The sequence below is a fragment of the Dyadobacter sp. NIV53 genome, assembly GCF_019711195.1.
Lineage (GTDB): Bacteria > Bacteroidota > Bacteroidia > Cytophagales > Spirosomataceae > Dyadobacter.
Genome location: NZ_CP081299.1, coordinates 3,748,102 through 3,769,891 on the forward strand (window position 1 = coordinate 3,748,102; position 21,790 = coordinate 3,769,891).

At 39.7% G+C, this 21,790-nt stretch carries 18 protein-coding genes; 14 read left to right on the plus strand and 4 right to left on the minus strand.

Annotation, left to right across the window (positions count from 1 at the left end):
* Window positions 1–54: 54 nt before the first annotated feature.
* Complete coding sequence (locus KZC02_RS15250; protein ID WP_221394865.1) at window positions 55–279, plus strand: hypothetical protein; 225 nt, start codon at window positions 55–57, stop codon at window positions 277–279.
* A gap of 181 nt (window positions 280–460) precedes the next feature.
* Here the strand turns inward: KZC02_RS15250 and pbpC are convergent, their stop codons facing one another.
* Complete coding sequence (gene pbpC / locus KZC02_RS15255) at window positions 461–2,785, minus strand: penicillin-binding protein 1C (RefSeq protein ID WP_221394866.1); 2,325 nt, start codon at window positions 2,783–2,785, stop codon at window positions 461–463.
* Window positions 2,786–3,180: 395 nt separating this feature from the next.
* On the opposite strand from pbpC, the gene glpK reads away from it, so the two are divergent.
* From glpK to KZC02_RS15290, 7 genes are all read left to right on the plus strand, one after another.
* A complete protein-coding gene (gene glpK, locus KZC02_RS15260; RefSeq protein ID WP_221394867.1) occupies window positions 3,181–4,680 on the plus strand; it encodes a glycerol kinase GlpK in 1,500 nt (499 codons plus the stop codon).
* A gap of 126 nt (window positions 4,681–4,806) precedes the next feature.
* Entirely contained in the window at window positions 4,807–5,616 is an 810-nt protein-coding gene (locus KZC02_RS15265; protein ID WP_221394868.1) for a 3'-5' exonuclease, read from the plus strand.
* A gap of 136 nt (window positions 5,617–5,752) precedes the next feature.
* Complete coding sequence (nuoK, locus tag KZC02_RS15270) at window positions 5,753–6,106, plus strand: NADH-quinone oxidoreductase subunit NuoK (RefSeq protein WP_304488629.1); 354 nt, start codon at window positions 5,753–5,755, stop codon at window positions 6,104–6,106.
* Window positions 6,107–6,166: 60 nt separating this feature from the next.
* Window positions 6,167–8,083 (plus strand): NADH-quinone oxidoreductase subunit L, encoded by a 1,917-nt coding sequence (nuoL, locus tag KZC02_RS15275; RefSeq protein WP_221394869.1) that lies wholly within the window; start codon window positions 6,167–6,169, stop codon window positions 8,081–8,083.
* A 46-nt stretch (window positions 8,084–8,129) separates the two neighbouring features.
* On the plus strand, window positions 8,130–9,578 hold the full coding sequence (locus KZC02_RS15280; protein ID WP_221394870.1) for a NuoM family protein: 1,449 nt from the start codon (window positions 8,130–8,132) through the stop codon (window positions 9,576–9,578).
* Between the two features lie 90 nt (window positions 9,579–9,668).
* Window positions 9,669–11,066 (plus strand): NADH-quinone oxidoreductase subunit N, encoded by a 1,398-nt coding sequence (locus KZC02_RS15285; protein ID WP_221394871.1) that lies wholly within the window; start codon window positions 9,669–9,671, stop codon window positions 11,064–11,066.
* 165 nt (window positions 11,067–11,231) lie between these two features.
* A complete protein-coding gene (locus KZC02_RS15290; RefSeq protein ID WP_221394872.1) occupies window positions 11,232–12,344 on the plus strand; it encodes a polysaccharide biosynthesis protein in 1,113 nt (370 codons plus the stop codon).
* 5 nt (window positions 12,345–12,349) lie between these two features.
* Here KZC02_RS15290 and KZC02_RS15295 read toward each other — a convergent pair whose 3' ends face one another.
* Window positions 12,350–13,135 carry an SDR family oxidoreductase gene (locus KZC02_RS15295; RefSeq protein WP_221394873.1) on the minus strand — a complete coding sequence of 262 codons (786 nt, stop codon included), beginning with the start codon at window positions 13,133–13,135 and terminating at the stop codon, window positions 12,350–12,352.
* Window positions 13,136–13,595: 460 nt separating this feature from the next.
* On the opposite strand from KZC02_RS15295, the gene KZC02_RS15300 reads away from it, so the two are divergent.
* From KZC02_RS15300 to KZC02_RS15320, 5 genes are all read left to right on the plus strand, one after another.
* On the plus strand, window positions 13,596–14,369 hold the full coding sequence (locus KZC02_RS15300) for an alpha/beta fold hydrolase (protein ID WP_221394874.1): 774 nt from the start codon (window positions 13,596–13,598) through the stop codon (window positions 14,367–14,369).
* Between the two features lie 113 nt (window positions 14,370–14,482).
* Window positions 14,483–15,154, plus strand: coding sequence for a CBS domain-containing protein (locus tag KZC02_RS15305; RefSeq protein WP_221394875.1), 672 nt, complete (start codon window positions 14,483–14,485; stop codon window positions 15,152–15,154).
* A 91-nt stretch (window positions 15,155–15,245) separates the two neighbouring features.
* The gene (locus KZC02_RS15310) at window positions 15,246–16,118 is read left to right on the plus strand and encodes an NAD kinase (RefSeq protein ID WP_221394876.1); all 873 of its coding nucleotides are present in this window, start codon (window positions 15,246–15,248) and stop codon (window positions 16,116–16,118) included.
* Window positions 16,119–16,180: 62 nt separating this feature from the next.
* Entirely contained in the window at window positions 16,181–17,191 is a 1,011-nt protein-coding gene (locus KZC02_RS15315; RefSeq protein WP_221394877.1) for a dipeptide epimerase, read from the plus strand.
* 35 nt (window positions 17,192–17,226) lie between these two features.
* On the plus strand, window positions 17,227–18,357 hold the full coding sequence (locus KZC02_RS15320) for an aminotransferase class I/II-fold pyridoxal phosphate-dependent enzyme (protein ID WP_221394878.1): 1,131 nt from the start codon (window positions 17,227–17,229) through the stop codon (window positions 18,355–18,357).
* On the opposite strand, the gene tatC is transcribed toward KZC02_RS15320, so the two are convergent.
* Both tatC and pdhA read right to left on the minus strand, forming a co-directional pair.
* Window positions 18,352–19,224 (minus strand): twin-arginine translocase subunit TatC, encoded by an 873-nt coding sequence (tatC, locus tag KZC02_RS15325; protein ID WP_221394879.1) that lies wholly within the window; start codon window positions 19,222–19,224, stop codon window positions 18,352–18,354. The genes KZC02_RS15320 and tatC overlap by 6 nt on opposite strands.
* A gap of 212 nt (window positions 19,225–19,436) precedes the next feature.
* Window positions 19,437–20,468 (minus strand): pyruvate dehydrogenase (acetyl-transferring) E1 component subunit alpha, encoded by a 1,032-nt coding sequence (gene pdhA / locus KZC02_RS15330; protein ID WP_221394880.1) that lies wholly within the window; start codon window positions 20,466–20,468, stop codon window positions 19,437–19,439.
* A 128-nt stretch (window positions 20,469–20,596) separates the two neighbouring features.
* On the opposite strand from pdhA, the gene recF reads away from it, so the two are divergent.
* Window positions 20,597–21,682 carry a DNA replication/repair protein RecF gene (gene recF / locus KZC02_RS15335; protein WP_221394881.1) on the plus strand — a complete coding sequence of 362 codons (1,086 nt, stop codon included), beginning with the start codon at window positions 20,597–20,599 and terminating at the stop codon, window positions 21,680–21,682.
* The last annotated feature ends 108 nt before the right edge of the window (window positions 21,683–21,790 follow it).

Below are 21,790 nucleotides of genomic sequence, written 5' to 3' on the forward strand. Positions count from 1 at the left end.
TGTTAAGTTACATTCATTCTTGGATGTCGTTTGATAAATAAAACCTCCCTCACTTTGAAAAAGTTAAATTTTTGCCTGGCAATCTTCTTCTCTACTATTATTCTTAATTCCTGCAAGAATAATGATCTTAAACCTTCTGATCTTAACATTGAAGGAAAATGGGAGCTGGAATCTTTCCGTGGAGGATGGACCGGTGGTGATTATCCACCTGGCACCGGCCCAGTTTTTATTTTTCAGAAGAAACTTATCAAGAATTTAAAGGTGACACACTTCTTGTAAGTGGCTCTTACAAAATTGTAAAGGCCTACCGAAATTTACTCAATGAGGAGGGAGATAGGCTTGATTTAGAAAAGAAGGAGGTATTCGGTGGGACGTTTATCAGTATGTATAATGGTAAGTTAATTTTGTCCACTGATGCCTATGATGCCCCATCGTATTTATATAGACGAATAGAGTAAAATCACATTCTCTTCACCACAATCCACATATCCGTATTTCTTCCTTTATCATCACTGCATGAAATTTTTACTCTTCCCAATGGCGGATTTATAAAAACGGCATCATTCGGACCGCATTTTTTAGTTAACTTATCATTGACATACCAGAAAATTTCCTGTACATCATTCGCTGACTGACAAGCCAATTGAATTTGCTGTGGTTCATCTTTTCTGATATAATATTCGCTGCCTTCATTCGGACTAACGATCAGCGGTGCTCCGTCATGAAAAACACGTTCACATTTTGGATTGTGAGGAGGTAGTTTTTGATATGGAATTTTTTGAAGCTCGTAATAGGCAATCAATTCCGGTGCCAGATTGGGATAAGTTCTTTTCTCATAACCCTTATCAGGAAGACAATAAGTACAGTAAGAAATTTTTGCTGATAGATCAGTAAAAACATATCGCTTATGCTGACATTTCCGATAAGCCGAAACGCCCATGATATAATAATCTGTAATCTGGTGATCGCAGAATTCACTGGGAATATCTCCGCTAACTGCACATACTTTGCGCAAGGTTACATTAGATGGTGCCGCAAACCACCCTTTAGGTGAATTATAATCAAGTGCATTAAAAATAGAGAATAATAATGGTGTTGCCGTGTTGGCCCCACTCAATTCAGGAACTCCCTCTCCCGAAAAATTCCCGACCCAAACTCCAACCGTGTATCGCTTGTTATAGCCAATACTCCAGGCATCACGTTTTCCATAAGATGTCCCGGTTTTCCACGCAATTCTTGGCAAATGATAAGTATTATCAAAATTGGAAGGCAAATCAGGACGTGTAACCTGTGTAAGAATATTGGTCAGTAAATACGATGCATCTTTTGATACAATTGCAGCTCCTTTTTTACTACTGTTATCTACTTGTATGTAATTCAAAGGTTTAAGTTCTCCCTCATTGGCAAAAGCAGCAAAAAGTCTTGTCAGTTCTTCCAGCGTGACACCGCATCCTCCCAGAATCATCGAAAGTCCTAAATCTTTTTCCTGCTTTTTAATGGTCTGAAAACCCGCTTTTTTCAATTGACCGATCAGTACCGGAGTGCTGACTTCCTTCAGGACTTTTACGGCAGGAATATTCAGTGAATTAGCCAAAGCAAATTCAGTCGTAACCGGGCCATTAAAATGCTGGTCAAAGTTTTCCGGCTCATATCCTGCAAGATTAACAGGAACGTCATTCAATATGCTTTTGGGAGTAATAATACCTTTGTCAAAAGCAGTTGCATATAATAACGGTTTTAAAGTACTGCCCGGAGAACGAATTGCCCGAATGCCGTCAACTTGACCGCCGTCGTATGGATTGTTAAAATCGGCTGAACCGACGTAAGCTTCAACCGCCATTGTTTCGTTATCCACAACCATTACGGCCGCATTGTGAATATTGCTGCTTTGCAAACGGTTGATATAATTTTTAACCTGTTCTTCAATTTGCAGTTGCAGCTGGATCTTTAAAGTCGTACGGATTACAGATTGATCCGGAAAATCTTTTAGTAATCTTAAAGCCAAATGTGGTGCATGCTGCGGAGATTTAAGCCTTTTGACTTGTAAAGGTTCATTTAAAGCATCCTGAATAACATTTTTTTCAAACAATTCTTCTTTTTGGAATCGTTGCAGCCATTGGTTTCTTGCCAGTTTCAATGCATCATTGCGAGTCCCGGGGCGCAGGCTGGACGGGCGGTTTGGAACAATGGTGAGAGCCGTTATTTCTGCCAGACTTAGTAACTGCGGAGGTTTGCCAAAATACAAAAGAGAAGCTGCTTTTATTCCTTCAATATTTCCACCATACGGTACAAGGTTCAGGTACAATTGCAATATTTCCTCTTTTGAAAAATGCAATTCCAGTTGCATTGCCCGGAAAGCTTCTATTGTCTTATTCACATAAGTCCGTTTTTTAGGATCAAGCAGCCTGACCACCTGCATAGTAATGGTGGATGCTCCGGAAGTGCGCCTGCCGGTAAAAATATTGCGAATTACCGCCCGTGTTATGGCAAAAGGATTAATACCCGGATGATAATAAAAATACTGGTCTTCCTTGTAAATCAGCGTTTTGCGTAAGAGCGTTGTAATTTCACTATTGTTTGTATAAAGCCTCCATTTATCATCTTTGCTTAAAAACGCATGTAAGACAGTGTTATCCTTAGCCAGAATTTGGGTTGAATACTGAATCTTAGGTTGAAAAGGAAATAATAAATCAAGCAGTAAAAAGCAAAATACAAACCCGGCTAATACCCAGATGATTTTTTTGATTCTGGTATTTGGCAGGAATTTTTGGTAAGTCAGGGTCATGTTTTTGAATTGCTTTTCAAAGCTAATGACAATTTGAAGAAAAAATTATTTGAGATTAAATACATAGTTAAAATGTATGCGGAGTTGCATCCCTACGGGATTTGCATTGAATATTATTAATCGTTCTGCTACCTATATTACATCGCTACACGATAGTTCCAGGAATCCGGTTAAGAAGTTATCAAATGCCCTTGGGCATGAAATATTGATGGTCCGCCAGCGGTAGAATATGTTCAACAACAACGTTTTCTCACTTCGGTCAGGCATGTAACGTTTTCGCAAATTGTGCACTTACCTATGCCAATTCCCACAAATCCACTTATTCATTTGTCCAAACCAAGGAAATTTGCCTACTTACTTCCTTTATTGCAAAATAAGCCAATCATAATACTATTATGTCCAAATACATCGCTGCCATTGATCAGGGAACAACCAGTACGCGTTGCATATTGTTTAATCATCAGGGAAATATTGTCTCGGTAGGTCAAAAAGAACACGAGCAGATTTATCCACATCCTGGCTGGGTAGAACATAATCCAGAAGAAATCTGGAAAAACACACTGGAAGTCATTGCTGTAGCACGGATAAATGTGTCAGCCTCAGCTGCGGACATAGCGGCAATCGGTATTACGAATCAACGTGAAACTACGGTTGTATGGAACAAACGTACGGGCCAGCCTTATTATAATGCCTTGGTTTGGCAGGATACCAGAACGACCGAACTGGTAGCTAAATATGAAAAAGAAGGCGGATTAAACCAGTTCAGGGATAAAACCGGTTTGCCGGTTTCTACCTATTTCAGTGGCTTAAAATTGCGGTGGCTTTTAGAAAACGTAGATGGCCTGCGCGAAGATGCCGAAAAAGGAGAAGCTATTTTTGGAAATATAGATACATTTCTGATCTGGAACCTGACAGGCGGCGCACATGGCGGAATTCATGTAACTGATGTTACCAATGCAAGCCGGACCCAGCTGATGAATCTTTATACATTGGATTGGGATCAGGATATGCTGACAGCCTATGATATTCCTGCAATAATGCTCCCGGCTATTAAAAGCAGCAGTGAAATATATGGATATGTGACCAACGAAGTACTTCCTGGTGTCCCGGTTGCAGGCGATTTGGGAGATCAGCACGCTGCATTGGTTGGGCAAACTTGTTTTGAGCCAGGAATGGCTAAAAACACATATGGAACTGGTTGCTTTCTGGTCATGAATACTGGAAGTGAAATCAAAATGTCTGAAAACGGACTTTTAACCACCATTGCTTACCAGTTCGGAAACGAGCCGGTTCAATATGCTTTGGAGGGAAGTGTAGCTGTAACGGGCGCTTTGGTGCAATGGGTGCGCGATAATATGGGGCTGATCAAAAAAAGCAGTGATATTGAAAAACTGGCTATGACAGTGGAAGACAATGGAGGAGCATATTTTGTACCGGCATTTTCAGGATTGTACGCACCGTACTGGCGCAACGATGCTCGCGGAGTTATTGCAGGACTCACACGTTATGTCAACAAGGGCCACATTGCAAGAGCGGTTCTGGAAGCAACAGCCTATCAGACACTTGATGTTGTGAATGCTATGGAACAGGATTCGGGTATAAAACTGTCTTCGCTGCGTGTTGACGGTGGAATGGTCATGAACCAGCTTTTAATGCAATTTCAGGCTGATATGCTAAATACACAGGTAGTTTCACCGGCAGTTGCAGAAACCACAGCACTTGGAGCTGCTTATGCAGCTGGCCTGGCGGTAGGTTATTGGAAAAATACAGAAGAATTAAAAAAGAACTGGGCCATAGCACATACCTGGAATCCTGATTTAGAAGAAACCAGAAGGGAAGATTTGTATAAAGGGTGGCAAAAAGCGGTTACTAAGTCTTATGCCTGGATGGAATAATTATAAAAAGGCGAAATTTAGAATGAATATAAAAAGCAATTGTACAATTTGAAACTGACCTCTTATTTTGTGCCATATCTATGTAAACCGTAACTTCGCCCGATTAAAACTAAATGGAAGTACCTTATGCATACCCTTCATCTAAAAAAGCCGCTTGCTTTTTTTGATCTTGAAACCACAGGAGTAAATATTGCCCGCGATCGTATCGTCGAAATATCTGTGGTAAAGGCTTTGCCTAATGGTGAAACAGAGATCCGAACCCGCCGTGTAAACCCGGAAATGCCTATTCCGCTGGAAAGCAGCCTGATACATGGTATTTATGATGAAGATGTAAAAGATTGCCCGCCTTTTAAAGGGCTTGCGAAAAACATTGCCGCTTTTCTGGAAGGGTGTGATTTAGCAGGATTCAACAGTAACCGTTTCGATATTCCGATGCTTGTTGAAGAATTTTTGAGAGCTGGAGTTGAATTTGATGTGAAAAATAGACGGGCTGTTGATACACAACGTATCTATCACATGATGGAACCTCGCAATCTGGCAGCTGCTTACAAATTTTATTGTGGCAAAACTCTTATTGACGCTCACAGTGCAGAGGCTGACACAATCGCTACTTTTGAAGTTTTACAAGGACAAATTGCTAAATATCAAGGCGTTAAAGTAGTCGATTCACATGGCAACGAATCCGAGCCGATCAAGAATGATGTAGCTGCATTACATGAACTGACAGCGTCCAAATTAATTGATTTTGCCGGCCGGATGGTTTATAATGATAAAGGCGAGGAAGTTTTTAACTTTGGAAAACACAACGGAAAAAAGGTTGCCGATGTCCTGAAAAATGAGCCTTCGTTTTATGACTGGATGATGAAAGCCGAGTTTCCTCTTGATACAAAACGCAGACTTACCGAAATAAAATTGCGCGCTTTTACGCAGCGATAAATTAAGTATGCTGTTTACAGTTGGCAGTAAGCACTTTTTATACCTATTTTTGCCTGAATTCAATAAACAGATTTTGAGTAAGACAAAATAGGCTTAGCCCAAAACAAATAAATATTAATAGTTTAGTTAATCTGCTATGATCCCAAACCCTATTTTGCCAGAGGCTAATATACCAGAGGTTATTCAGAACATACCGCTTCAGCATTATCTTATACTCAGCACATTGCTTTTTGTTATTGGCATTATTGGTGTACTTACACGCCGGAATGCCATTGTTATTTTTATGTCTGTTGAGTTAATGTTAAATGCATCGAATTTGCTTCTAATCGCATTTTCATCTTACCGCTCAGACTCGTCAGGTCAGGTATTTGTATTTTTTATTATGGCCGTAGCAGCAGCGGAAGTAGCTGTGGGACTGGCGATTATTGTAATGATTTACCGGAATACCCGTAATACAGATATTGGTTTTCTTAATAAATTGAAGTGGTAAGTCTCCTGAAAATTGATCAGGTCACTCGTAACGAATAACTAATAAAGTTAAAATAAAGACATGTCTCCATCATTACTGGTCCTTATTCCATTACTGCCTCTTATCGGGTTCCTTATCAATGGGCTCGGGTTTCCTCATTTACCCAAAAGCGCTGTTGGAATCATTGGTTCTTTAACGGTTATTGGAAGTTTTGTTTTATCCTTGCTTGCATTCAGTGCATTTTTAGCCGGTGGAAGCCAGCCTATTATCATTCCGCTTTTTGACTGGATTACTGTTGGAAGCCTTAACATCCCATTTTCTTTTCAGGTAGACCAGCTGTCATTGCTGATGCTCATGATCATTACGGGAGTTGGCTCACTGATTCACATTTATTCCATTGGTTACATGCATCACGATGCAGGTTTTGGCAAGTTTTTTGCCTATCTGAACCTCTTCCTGTTTTTCATGCTGCTGTTGGTTCTGGGTTCCAATTATGTCATTATGTTCATTGGCTGGGAAGGTGTAGGATTGTGCTCGTATCTGCTTATTGGCTTCTGGAATAAAAATACAAGCTTCAATAATGCTGCCCGTAAAGCTTTCATTATGAACCGGGTAGGGGACTTAGGATTTCTCCTGGGTATTTTTACAATCATTACGACATTCGGTTCTGTTGAATATTTGGAAGTATTTCAGCAAGCATCAACATTTCAGGTTGGCGATCCTGTCATCATTACTATTACATTGTTTCTGTTCATCGGGGCAATGGGAAAATCAGCACAAATACCACTTTATACATGGCTTCCTGATGCGATGGCAGGCCCGACGCCGGTTTCAGCACTGATCCATGCCGCAACAATGGTCACCGCTGGAATTTATATGGTGATCCGCTCCAATGTCCTTTATTCTCTGGCTCCTTCCACACTGGAAATTGTCGGGATTATCGGAGGTGCCACGGCATTATTTGCAGCATCAATCGGGCTTTTACAAAACGATATCAAAAAAGTACTGGCTTATTCGACTGTGAGTCAGTTAGGTTATATGTTCATGGGTTTGGGTGCAATGGCTTATTCTGCTTCCATGTTTCATGTTATTACCCACGCTTTTTTTAAGGCTTTATTATTCTTAGGAGCCGGTAGCGTTATCCATGCAATGTCTGACGAACAGGATATTCGCAATATGGGTGGTTTAAGGAAAAAGCTTCCCGTTACCTTCTTAACTTTCTTTATTGCAACCTGGGCTATTGCAGGTCTGCCTCCATTTTCAGGCTTTTTCTCGAAAGATGAAATCCTCGCGCATGTTTTTGAACACAACAAATTACTTTGGGTGATAGGGGTATTAGGCTCTCTGATGACTTCTTTTTATATGTTCCGTTTGCTATTCCTTACTTTCTTCGGGAAGTTCAGAGGCACGCATGAACAGGAACATCATTTGCATGAATCACCAGCTTCCATGACAATTCCTTTAATTGTACTGGCTGTATTATCAGCAATTGGTGGATTCATTGGTGTTCCGCAAGCATTACATGGCTCGCATCATCTGGCTGAATTTATGAGCCCGTTGTACGATGGTGCACGCCAGGCAAATCCGTCCGCATTTCTTGCTACTACATTATCACATTCTGAGGAATATATCTTAATGGCCGTTTCTGTTGGCGTTGCACTTATTGCAGCTATTGCAGCCTACGTAATGTATGTTCAGAAAGCAGCAGTTCCCGCCCCGGATTCTGAAGAGAAATCAGCATTGCAAAATATTGTTTATAACAAATATTATGTCGACGAACTTTATGACAATGTATTTGTAAAATCGACAAAAATGCTCTCAAACCAGCTTTACAGTTTTGGCGAATTTTTTATCGATCTGTTCGTAAACGGAACTGCCCGCCTGGTGAATTTCCTGGCAGGCTTGCTGCGTAAAACACAAACCGGTTCAACAGGGGATTACGTGTTTGCCATGGTTCTGGGAATTGTAGCCATTTTGTTCTGGAAGCTGTTACTTTGATTTTATATACCGTTCACCATACATTGCTGACCGTTGACTTGAAAATATGCTTACTCTTCTTTTAATTCTTTTACCTATTGCGGCCGCTGTTCTTACACTGGCAACCGGCGACCGTATGGCCAAACAGGTAGCTCTGATCGGAGGACTGGCCGAGCTCGGACTTGCCATTGCAGTCTGGTCTCAGTTTAATCCTGCCGCTGGTTCCCAGTTTGAATTTAAATACAATTGGCTTGCATCTGCGGGAATCTCATTTGCTGGCGGCATTGACGGTATCAGTCTGATATTGGTTATACTTACCACTTTCCTGACTCCTCTTATAATACTTTCGGCATTCAGCCACGATTATAAAAACAGCTCTACATTTTATGCGCTGATATTATTTATGGAAGCGGCATTGATTGGTGTTTTTACCGCCACAGATGCCTTCCTTTTCTATTTGTTCTTCGAAGCCGCATTGATTCCGGTTTACTTTCTGGCCGCTGTCTGGGGAGGAGAAAACAGGGCGAAAGTTACTTTCAAGTTCTTTATCTACACCATGTTCGGAAGTTTGTTCATGCTGGTCGCTTTAGTATTTCTTTATTACAAAACGCCGGGAACACATACATCTGAAATTACTGCTTTTTACAATCTGCAGCTAAGTGCACAAGCGCAGGGATTTGTATTCTGGGCTTTCTTTATTGCTTTTGCCATTAAAATGCCATTATTCCCTTTCCATACTTGGCAGCCAGATACTTATACTGAATCACCTACACAGGCAACTATGCTGCTTTCAGGAATCATGCTGAAAATGGGTGTTTACGGTTTGATAAGATTATTACTTCCGATTGTTCCTCAAGGAGTTGATGCCTGGGGATTTTTTGCAGTAGTTCTTTCAGTTATCGGTATCATTTACGGATCTATTATTGCAATCCAGCAGCGTGATATGAAACGGCTTATCGCTTATTCCTCATTTGCTCACGTTGGATTAATGTCAGCCGGTGTATTTTCTTTGTCTGAAAATGGCTTGCAAGGTGCAATGATCCAAATGCTGGCACACGGGATTAATGTTGTTGGTTTGTTCTACATTGTTGACCTGATTTATTCAAGAACAAAAACACGCTATCTGGATCAGCTTGGAGGTATTTCCCAAACTTCACCTCAGTTCAGTATTTATTTCATGATCCTGCTTCTGGGAAGCGTGGCATTACCCTTGACCAATGGTTTTGTAGGAGAGTTTTTACTTTTGTCAGGCGTATTCAATTACAATGCATGGCTTGGAGCCATTGCCGGGCTTACCATCATTCTTGGTTCGGTTTACATGCTGCGTTTGTATCAAAAGTCTATGTTCGGGCCAAAATCAACCTGGGCAGAAGGATTTCCTGATTTAACACTGAATGAACGAGTTGTGCTTTTACCATTGGTTATTATGGTTTTCTGGATTGGTATTTACCCAAATACTTTTCTTGAAATATCAGAACCCGCAGTCAATCAGCTTTTGCAGATTATAACGAATTAAATCTGTACGCAAAAATATTATAGCCTTAGCCGACAGCCGATTGCTGAAAGCCAATAGCTTTTAACAGTGACAAACGATAATAAGTAATATATGTATCCCATTGTATTGTTGTCAATTTTTGGAATTGCAGCGCTCTTTTTAGGGTTCTCGAAATCTAAGAATATTCTTCTTCCTATGACGTTGCTGTTTCTTGCCCTTTCACTGGCCGGAAACTTTTATGAATGGAACAAAGGCCCGCTGCTTTATTTTTATGATATGCTCAGGGTTGATAACCTTACTTTAGCATTCAACGGAATCGTACTGGTTTCAGCATTTATGATTGTTGGTATTTCCGGAGGTTTTCAGGATAATCCGGATTCAGAACCAGCCGAGTATTTTGGCTTGATGCTGTTTTCATTGGTAGGAGCGCTTATGATGGTTGGCTTCGAACATTTGATCATACTTTTCATTGGTGTTGAAATTCTGTCAGTTGCATTATATGTATTAACCGGAAGTAACAAACGTAATCTTCGTTCTAATGAAGCTGCTCTGAAATATTTCCTGATGGGGTCTTTTGCAACCGGTTTTATGCTGTTTGGAATGGCTTTGTTATACGGTGCAACTGGTTCATTTGATCTCTCTGACATTCAAGGCTTTGTGACTACAACACACGCCGGCACACCATCATACATACTGTATGCCGGATTGCTGCTGTTATTGATCGGTATGCTGTTTAAAGTTTCAGCAGCTCCATTCCACTTCTGGACACCGGATGTATACGAAGGTGCTCCCACACTTTTTACAGCATTTATGTCTACTGTTGTAAAGACAGCAGGTTTTGCAGCTATTTATCGGTTATTAAATCATTCATTTACAGGAGTATACGGTTTCTGGTGGATTGTAATTGCTGCAATTGCCGTACTTACTTTAATGGTTGGAAATATTGGAGCAACAAGCCAGAACAGCTTTAAAAGAATGCTTGCCTATTCGGGTATTTCTCATGCAGGATATCTTCTGATTGCCATTACAGCATTATCGAAACCCAGTGAAAATGCTATCGTTTTCTATTCGATGGCTTATTCATTATCTACGATTTGTGCTTTTGCGGTATTGATGCTTATTTCCAAAGAGAAAACTATAGAAAATCAACCTGACGAACGCTATGAGGCGTTTAACGGATTGGCAAAAAATAATCCTTTGCTTGCATTTGTATTGACCGTATCTATGTTATCTCTGGCAGGAATTCCTTTGACAGCAGGTTTCTGGGGTAAATTCTTCGTATTCAGCAGCGCTGCCGAAAGAGGTATAATCTGGATCACAGTGATTGCCGTATTGATGTCTATAGTTGGTATTTATTATTATTTCCGGGTCATTATTGCGTCCTATATGAGAGAGGGAAATCTTACAAAGATCCGCATAGCACCTTTCTATCAGGTAATTTTAGTTTTGGCTACATTCCTGACTATTTTATTTGGCCTTGTACCAAGCCTTTTTGAAGGCCTGGTTTAGTTATCTGGAATCTCATTCGGTATAATCAGAGCTGCACACAAGTGTGGCTCTTTTTTTGTTACTTATTTCCACATTTCCGTATACAATATGATCGGGAGGTAAATTTATTTTCTTGAAATAAATCTGTTCATTCCTGCATTTATATTCATCTGCAAACTTTGTATTATGGAAATCAATACTAAAAAACTGCTTGGACGTGAAGAAATTATTATAGACACAGAGAACATCAGGGAGGAAATCTATAACAAACGGATTTTAGTAACTGGTGCGGCAGGTTCTATTGGCAGAGAATTGGTCAGGCAAATCCTTTTGTACAAACCACTTAAACTCATACTGGTTGATGCATCGGAAATTGGTATAGTCAATCTTCAGGCAGCTTATGGCAAATTTGAAAATGCTGAGTTTGTATTGGGGAATATCACGGATAAAAAAAGAATGAAAGCAATATTCAGGCAGGCAAAGCCGCAAATTGTTTTCCATACAGCAGCCTACAAGCACGTTTCATTATTAGAACATCATCCTTACGAAGCGTTAAGAGTTAACTTTTTTGGTACTATATTTCTTGCAGATTTATCAGCGTTAAATCAAGTCGAAAAATTCATTTTTGTTTCTACTGACAAAGCCGTAAATCCTACCAGCGCAATGGGATTTACAAAACGCCTGGCTGAAATTTATCTGCAAAGCTGTAATTCAAATAACACCTCAAACACTCAATTCATTATAACCAGATTTGGAAATGTATTAGGATCTTCCGGCTCGGTTTATCCCATATTTAACCAGCTGATTGAAAACAGACAGCCTCTTACTGTTACACATCGCGAAGTTTCTCGTTATTTTATGACTGTTTCCGAAGCATCACAACTTGTTCTGGAAGCAGCCGCTATTGGCAAAGGAGGTGAAATACTGATCTTTAAAATGGGTGAGCCAGTTGTTATTTCAGCCCTGGCAAACAGAATGATAAAACTGGCCGGATTTGTGCCGGGCAAGGATATTGAAATTGAATATACCGGACTTCGCAGTGGAGAAAAATTACATGAGGACCTGTTACATGATGATGAAACCTTCGTCGTAACAAATCATCAGCATATCAATATTGTTAATTTTTCAATTATCCATACAACAGATATTCATGCAATCATTTCACAACTTCGTGACGCAATGAAAACCGCAAATTCAGAACAGCTTCTGTCAATTTTGAAAAATTCATTAAGAGAAACAAGCCATTCTGAATTTATCAGGCTTCCGGTTCAACCACAAAACTATGTAAGAAGAATGTAGCTTTATTATTCACTTATTGCACGGTCCAGATGTACATAACCGCCATCCACATGAATGAGTTGTCCGGTTGTATGGCTTGATCTCGGTGATAGCAAAAACGCTGTCATATTTGCAATTTCTTCCGAGGTTGTCATTCTGTTTCCCAACGGGATTTTACTCACAATAGAAGCAATTTTTTGCTCCGGATTTGGTAAAGTCCTGATCCATTTTTCGTAAAGAGGCGTGTAACATTCTGCTACTATAATAGCATTTACACGTATGCCATAAGGTAGCAGTTCAACCGCCCATTCACGCGTTAAAGCATTTCTGCCACCATTGGCAGCGGCGTAAGCAGAAGTACCTCCCTGGCCGGTTTCTGCCGTTTTAGATCCGATATTTAATATTACACCTTTTGACTCTTTCAAAGCAGGCAACGCATAATGTGCAATTAAGTAATAATGAATAAGGTTACTATGCAGGCTTTGTATGAACTTTTCATAGCTGCCGTTTTCCAGGCCTACTCCGTCATTTACACCTGCATTATTTACAACGCCATCAATACGCCCAAATAAATCCAGGACCGACTTTACTGCTTTTTCACATTCTTCCGGCTTTGATAATTCTCCTGTTACCTGAAAGACCGTTAGCCCTTCTGCTTCTAACCCTGCAACAGCTTCCAGGTTATCGTGTTCATTCCGCCCGATAATAACCGGAACCGCACCTTCTCTGGCCAGTACATCAACAATACCCTTACCAATTCCTTTTGCTCCGCCAGTGACGATGATTACTTTGTCTTTTAATTGTAAATCCATATAAAGTGATTCTAATATAATTCTAATCCAAATGAGGAATGAGTTGCGGCCAAATTCTGGTTATTAGCATACAGTTTTGAATATAGTGGCCTCCTGTGTAATTTAAAGGTTAAATTTACTGCAAAGAGAAGCATTAGATAAACTTAAATAATTTAAGTCAGTAAGTGCCTGCTTTTACCCTAACCGGCCAGGACGGATTTGGAAGCCCGGAGTTTTTAAGAGTATTGAACAATATTGCATCATTCTATGTTAATTGCAGAATATTCGATCTAAAAATATAATATTTACAAGAATATAAAAATGAGTTTATAAAGTAATTCAGTTTTTCAATCAAAAAAATTAACTAGTTTTGTAATACAGCGAAATGGTCCAATAATTTGTGTGATGCGTTATAATCGGATTTTGAACTCTTTTTTATTTTATAAACTTCATAATAATTATTAATCCCAATAATAAAAGAATGAAATATTCAATACATGCAGAAGGCAAGTTTCAGTTTATCGACGAGGGGAAAGGCGAAACGTTATTGCTTTTGCATGGCCTTTTCGGTGCTTTAAGCAATTGGGACGGCATTATTGACCATTTTTCAAATCGTTACCGGGTAATAATCCCATTATTACCTATTTACGAATTACCCCCGCGTGAAGCAGGATTAGATGCGCTTCTGTCTTTTCTTGAAGAATTTGTGATTTTCAAGAATTTGACCAATGTAACTGTTATTGGAAATTCTCTGGGTGGTCATATTGGATTACTTTATACTTTAAAGAACCAGGATAATGTTTTTAAGCTGGTATTAACAGGAAGTTCGGGGCTTTTCGAGAATTCCATGGGAGGATCATTCCCGAAAAGAGGCAGTTATGATTACATTCGTGAAAGAGTAGCTTATACATTTTATGACCCACAGGTAGCAACGAAAGATTTGATTGACGAGGTATTTGAAATCACTTCAAGTATACCTAAGTGCATGAGTATAGTGGGAATTGCTAAATCCGCACAACGCCATAATCTGGCAAAAGACCTGCATGAAATTAAAGTTCCTACGCTGCTTGTCTGGGGCTTGAATGATACAATAACTCCGCCGCATGTTGGTTATGAGTTTAACCGTCTTATTTCAGATTCAGAATTGCATTTTATAGATCAATGCTGTCATGCACCCATGATGGAACGTCCGCATGAATTTAACGTTATATTAGAAAGCTTTTTAGAAAAACATATTTCAGTTCCGGTTGAATAGTTAAATTTCTAAAAACTTTTTCGAGCTCAGTTTAATTTTAAAAATTCTTTTGTAATTAAAATTTGATCTGTATGTAGTTTTTTTTATACATTCGATAAAACGACATTTTCAATATGCTTGCAGCTACGCTTGTTAATCCTATGATCCCCGTTCTGAAACTTACCGATTCGGTTGGTACAGCATTGGATTGGATGGATGAATTCCGTACAAAGCAATTAATTGTGGCCGATTCAGGTGTGTATAAAGGAATTGTTTCAGAAGATATTTTATTTGACATTTCGGATACTACCGAACAGCTCGGAAGGATCATCATCCAGCATAAAGATATTTTTGCATCAGAAGACCAGCATCCTTACGAACTTTTAAGGCTTGTCAATCAGTTCGGATTATTAATTATTCCGGTAGTTCATGAGGATAAAACAATTGTTGGAAGTATTCTGGTCAGTGATCTGATTGAAAATTTTGTCAATGAATTGGGCGTTCAGGAAAAAGGAGCTGTAATCGTTCTTAAAATTGCCGAAAAGGATTATTCGCTTTCGGAAATATCACGCCTGATCGAATCCAACGGAACAAAGATTTTAAGCACCTATTATTCTTCTTCTGAGGCTGCACATCCTATTCATGAGTCCAAACTTACCTTAAAGCTAAACCGGACTCATATAACCCCTATTATTGCAACCTTAGAACGCTTCGGATACGAAATCGAAGAAGCGCACGCCAACGACCCGATCGAAAGCGTAGACCAGGAACGGCTTGACATGCTGCTTCGATATCTGGCAACCTGATTCTTCCTTCCGGTAATTGCCATTCCACTTTTGAATCGGCACTTTTGTCGCGTATCTTTCGGGACAAACAAGATGATTTACTTTTTCTTTCATGAAAATAGCAATTCACGGACGCAATTTTAATGAGTCCGCACGACCGTTTATTGAAGATATGTTCAACGAACTGGCACGTAGGGAAATTGATGTTCAATTGTCCACACATTTCCGGAAATTCCTGGATCAAAGCGGAGTACAGCACAAAACTAGTCTGGTATATGAAAAACTGGAAGAACTTTATGACGCGCGTTTAGTCGTAAGTATGGGAGGCGACGGTACTTTGCTTGAAACAATCTCTCATGTTGGAAGCAGACAGATTCCTACGATTGGTATCAATGTGGGACGGTTAGGCTTCCTGGCTACTGTATCTCCCGAAAGAATTTCTGATATGATCACTGCATTGGACAACGGGCAGTTTCGTGTTGATGAAAGAACACTGGTACAAATAGATAATATTGATCTTTTTGATGGTCTTAATTTTGGTTTGAATGATTTTACGATCACAAAAACCGATACATCTTCCATGATTACTGTTCATACCTATCTGAATGATGAATTTCTAAATTCATATTGGGCAGATGGCCTGATCATTTCAACACCAACTGGCTCTACCGGTTATTCACTTAGCTGCGGCGGACCTGTACTGGTGCCTCATTCGCAGAATTTTATTGTTACTCCAATTAGTCCTCATAATCTTAACGTGAGGCCGTTGGTCGTGGAAGATACAGCCGTAATAAGGCTGGAAGTAAAAAGCAGAAGCAATAATTTTCTGGTTTCGCTAGACGCGCGCTCCCGTGTAGTAGATGAAAACACACAACTTACCATAAGAAAAGCAAATTTTCGGGCACGTCTGATCAAAATGTTTGATGATAGTTTTCTTAATACCTTAAGAAGTAAATTATCATGGGGTTTGGATATGAGGAATTAAGCGTAAAAAGAAATATCTTTAAATGAATAAAACTGATATTCATCTAATTATACCTCAACACTATGCAACTCATTTTCCACACATTTGATCTTCAGCTCAAACACACATTTACAATTGCACACGATTCCCGCGATGTACAGCCTACACTGATTGTAGAACTTCGTGACGGAGCACACAGCGGTTTTGGTGAGGCCACTTCAAACCCGTATTATGGTGCCACGGTTGAAAACATGATACAGGCATTGGAAACCGTTCGCCAGTTGGTAGAAAACGAAGACTTTATTACAGCAGATGATTTATGGGATCAGGCACATCTGTTTTTGAAGTCGAATCCATTTGCCCAATGTGCATTAGATGAAGCAGCACATGACCTTTTTGCCAAGAGAAAAAATCAAAAACTCTATCAAAGCTGGGGGCTTTCTATTGATCACAATACATTGACGAATTTTACGATCGGAATTGATACCGTTGAAAAAATGGTATCAAAGATGAAAGAACTTCCGTGGCCGATTTATAAAATAAAATTAGGCACCAACGATGACCTTCGTATAGTACAGGAGTTAAGAAAAAATACAGATGCAAAATTTCGGGTGGATGCTAATTGTGCATGGACCGCCGAACAAACAATCAGCTTTGCTCCTGAATTAAAAAATTTAGGTGTTGAATTTATAGAACAACCATTACCGGCAGATGATACAGAGGGAATGCTAAAAGTATTTACTGATTGTGTACTCCCTGTGATTGCTGATGAGAGCTGTATAATTGAAGATGATGTAGTAAAATGTGAAGGTCTTTTTCACGGAATAAACATAAAATTAACCAAATGTGGTGGCCTTACACCTGCTCTGCGTATGATTTCCTCGGCTAAAAAACTCGGAATGAAAACAATGGTAGGTTGTATGACAGAAAGCAGTGTAGGAATTTCTGCCATAGCACATCTTATACCATTACTGGATTATGTTGATATGGATGGCTCACTCCTGATCAGTAATGACCCTGCAACGGGAATAACATTTGATTATGGAAAAATCATTTATGCAGATGGCAATGGAACCGGTGCTTTCCTTAAATAAGATTCTGCCTCCATTTAATTTCCTCTAAATTTAAAATGGGTAAATATTACACAAACCGTCTTCCGGATAGAAATTTATATCTGGAAGATGGCAAAGAATATCTGTGGTTTAGTGGCACGGATTACCTGGGAATGGGTCACAACGAAGAGTTTCGTAGTTATTTGCAGGAAGGTATTTATGGATATGGAAGTCATTTTGGAAGCTCCAGAAATAATAGCCTGCAACTAAATATCTATCAGGAAGCTGAAAATGCATTAGCTCTTTATACCACTTCGCCAGCGTCATTAACTGTGTCATCCGGCATGTGGGCCGGGCAACTGGTCATGAAGGAAATTGAAAACATCGTTTCAACCAACAAGTTATCTTCCACATTTTCTTCAATCCAATATCACTACAGCCCAAAAGTCCATCCAGCTCTCTGGGGAAAGGATTATATAGCAAACGTGTTAGAGTGGACTCAATGGGCACATGAAATCATCCATCTTATTAAGAAAAGACCGGATAATATTACACATATTATTTGCTCTGATTCGGTTGGCTCTCCCTGGGTAGAAGAATTTGATTTTTCTGTTTTTGGTACTTTACCACTAAATAAAAACATCTGGCTCATTGTAGACGATTCTCATGGAATAGGTGCGACAGGAAATAAAGGAAATGGTATTTATCAAAAAATCGCTGGTATTGAGCATGTTAAAAAAATTGTGGTAGCTTCTCTAAATAAAGCAATAGGAATACCAGCCGGAATGATACTGGCAGATGAAAATGTAATCGAGTTACTACGGAATTCACCCTGGTTTACAGGAGCATCGCCCTGTGCGCCTGCTTACATGTACGCACTGAATATGTTTTTGGCAACTGATGCTTATTCAAAAGCATTTCATCAATTACAGTCTAATGTCCGCCACTTTAAAAATTCAATTTCAGAAACTGGCTTTTTTACAGGAATTATTGATTATCCTGTTTTTTGCAGTGACAACACATTTTTATTCCCGTTTTTGCTTGATAATGGGATTATGGTTTCCTGCTTTTCCTATCCGTCTTCAACTGATCTGCCCGTTACCCGATTGGCAATCAGTGCAATACATCAAAAAGAAGACCTCGACCAATTGGCCGAGGTCTGTATAAAATTTAAAAACTCAATGCTCAATCATTCTAGTATTTTATAAATCGCTGCCACCTAATTTAGCCAGTCTTTTTTCTTCTCTTAGCTTTTCTCTTTCTACTTTGGCTGAAACCAGTATACTGATTTCAAAAAGAAGGAAAAGAGGGATTGCTACCAAAATCTGACTGTAAATATCAGGTGAAGGTGTAATTACCGCTGCTACGATCAGAATTACAATCATCGAATGCTTTCTGTATTCCCGCATGAAACTTGGTGTAAGCACACCTACTTTGGACAATACAAACACTACAATTGGAAGCTGGAACGCAATTCCGCATGCTAGTGTAAGCGTAGCAACCAGTGATATATAAGACGCTAAACTAAATTCATTGATGATAGAATCATCTAATGTGTAATTAGCTAAAAAGTTTATTGCAAGAGGTGTAACAACATAATATCCAAAAAACACTCCGGAGAAGAAAAGGAAAGTTACATAAAATACAGCCCCGCGTGCAGATTTTTGCTCGGCCGGTTTCAGTCCGGGTTTAATGAAACTCCATATTTCCCAAAACGCATATGGAAAAGCAAATACCAGTCCGGCAATCACAGATGAAGTCATACTCATCGTAAACTGGTCTCCCATTCCGATTGCCTGCAGCTTGAAATTGAGCGCTTTAATACACAATTCATCATAATCTACTTTGTCTGCTAACAAACAAAGCATTTTATACGTCCAGAAATCTGGTTGGGACGGAGCAATAATTACATAATGATAAATTTCCTTAATGTAGACAAAAGCAAGAATGGCAAATACCAGAATTGAACCTGCCGCCCGGATAACATGCCATCTTAATTCTTCAAGATGCCCGATAAATGACATCTCTCCACCTGTTTCCTCTTCTTCGTTTTCTATTTCTTGATCTAAGGGCATACTATAAAAATGAAATTAGGAAGTTTTTCGGCTGCATAAGGAGAATTCACAAACAAGTCATCCCATGAAACCCATGTAATATTTATTAAATACAAGTAGTTTGTATACGTAGAAATCGGATACAACGATCATTTTGATTTCCAAAAGCTGAAATTACTTAAAAAACCCGCCGGATTATTCGACGGGTTTTTTAATAATGTTATAATTTCATCTTAATCCATTACAAACGGATAATCATTTTCCACATACACATCAGTATATGCTTCTTTGGCATCCGGAAATTCTGATTCCTCTGCAAACTGAACCGATTCTGCAACGAGGTCTTTTACTTTCTTATCAATGGCTTCCAGATCTTCTTCCGAAGCAAAAGAATTTTCAAGAATTACGGCACGTATCTGTTCGATTGGATCGCGGTGCTTGTATTCTTCTACTTCTTCTTTGGAACGATACTTTTGCGGATCAGACATTGAATGCCCACGATAGCGATAAGTACGGAATTCCAGGAACGTAGGCCCATCTCCCTTACGCGCACGCTCAGCAGCACGGGAAACAGCCTCGTGGATTGCCTCCACACTCATTCCGTCAACAGGTTCGGAAGGAATATCGTATGCTTCCCCCAGCGTATAAAGCTCAGTTACATTTGAAGAACGCGCAACCGAAGTTCCCATAGCATATCCGTTGTTTTCAACAACGAAAATGACAGGTAGTTTCCAGTTCATCGCCATATTCAGCGCTTCGTGAAATGCTCCCTGACGAATCGCTCCGTCTCCAAAGTAACAGATGCAAAGTTTGCCCGTTTTGTTATACTTTTCAGCAAAGGCAATACCTGCTCCCATAGGGATTTGTGCACCTACAATACCATGACCTCCAACAAAGCCATTTTCTTTATCAAAAATGTGCATAGAACCGCCTTTTCCTTTGGTTGTTCCTGTTTTCTTTCCGTAAAGTTCGGCCATGATTGCTTTTGGATCTGTTCCCAGAGCCAAAGGAATACCATGATCCCGATAGGCAGTGATGTACTTATCTCCTTTTGTCAGCGCACTGGCCGCTCCCGAAGAGCAGGCTTCCTGGCCTATATAAAGGTGACAAAAACCACGGATTTTTTGCTGGCCATAAAGCTGTCCGGCTTTCTCTTCAAACCGACGTTGTAAAAGCATATTCTCGAACCAGAACATGTATTGTTCCTTCGGATGCTGTAATTTTTTTGGGTCTGATTTTTTCTTTTTTTCAGTAACGGTGGCCATGTATTTGGTTCTCGTTTATAAAGACAGAACTTTGTCTTAAAGTTAGTGGTTTGAACAGAGTCTGTTTTTTGCCGTACTCACGCAAATGATTTGCGAAAATAAGCATTATCTATATAACAAAGAAGTTCATGTGGCTAGAAAAGCTCCATCTTACATACTTTAAGAATTATGAGGAGAGAGCATTTGTGTTTGGAGAGCACGTTAATTGTCTTGTCGGAGAGAATGGAAGCGGTAAAACGAACCTGCTGGACGCGATTTACTTCCTTACGCTTACCAAAAGTGCCTTTCATAATCAGGATGCATTAGGTATCCGGCACGCCAATGATTTTTTTATTCTGGATGGAATATTCAAGGATTCAGACCGGAATATTCAGATTACGTGCAGTTTTCAGCGTGGTCAGCGTAAAATATTCATGGCCGATAAAAAAAACTACGAACGGCTGAGTGATCATATCGGTCTTTTTCCCTTGGTGCTGATCGCTCCGAATGACACCGACCTGATACGGGATGGGAGCGAAGAGCGGCGCCGTTTTTTTGATGGCGTACTCGCACAAGCCACTCCGGATTATTTAAATGATTTTTTACAATACAATAAAATTCTATCCCAGCGAAATGGATTATTGAAGCTTTTTGCAGACCGGAACTATCTGGATGAAGATTTACTGGAAACTTATAATGAACCGCTGATTGAACTGGCAACACGGATTTATTCACACCGGCGTCTTTTCATGGATAGGTTTTTACCTCTTTTCCGAAAATATTATGAATTCCTGAGCAGTGGTAAAGAAGAAGTAGATGTATTATATGAAAGCGAAGTAGCCAGTCCTGATTTTCCTTCTGATTTCCGGAAGCACAAAGCACGGGATCTACACGCGCAAAGGACGGGGAAAGGGGTGCATAAAGATGAATATGTATTTGAAATAGACAGCATCACTTTAAAAAAATTCGGATCGCAAGGCCAGCAGAAATCTTTTGTGATCGCACTCAAACTGGCTCAGTTCGAATTATTGAAGATTGAGAAAGAAAAAACGCCGATACTTTTGCTGGATGATATTTTCGACAAACTTGATGACAGACGAATCCACAAATTGATTGACCTGATTGATACCGGTTTTCTTGGACAGGTTTTTATCACAGATGCCCGGCCGGAACGTTCGCAGCGAATTTTAGAAAATGTGAAAGCTGATGTCCGGTTCTTCGAAATAAGCCGATAATTTAAATGCAAAGTTTAGAGGAGCCTGGCGCAGAGTTTCGCTGAGATTATCATTTTTTAATAATATAACTCAGCGAAACTCTACGCCGAAAACTTCCTAGACTCTGCG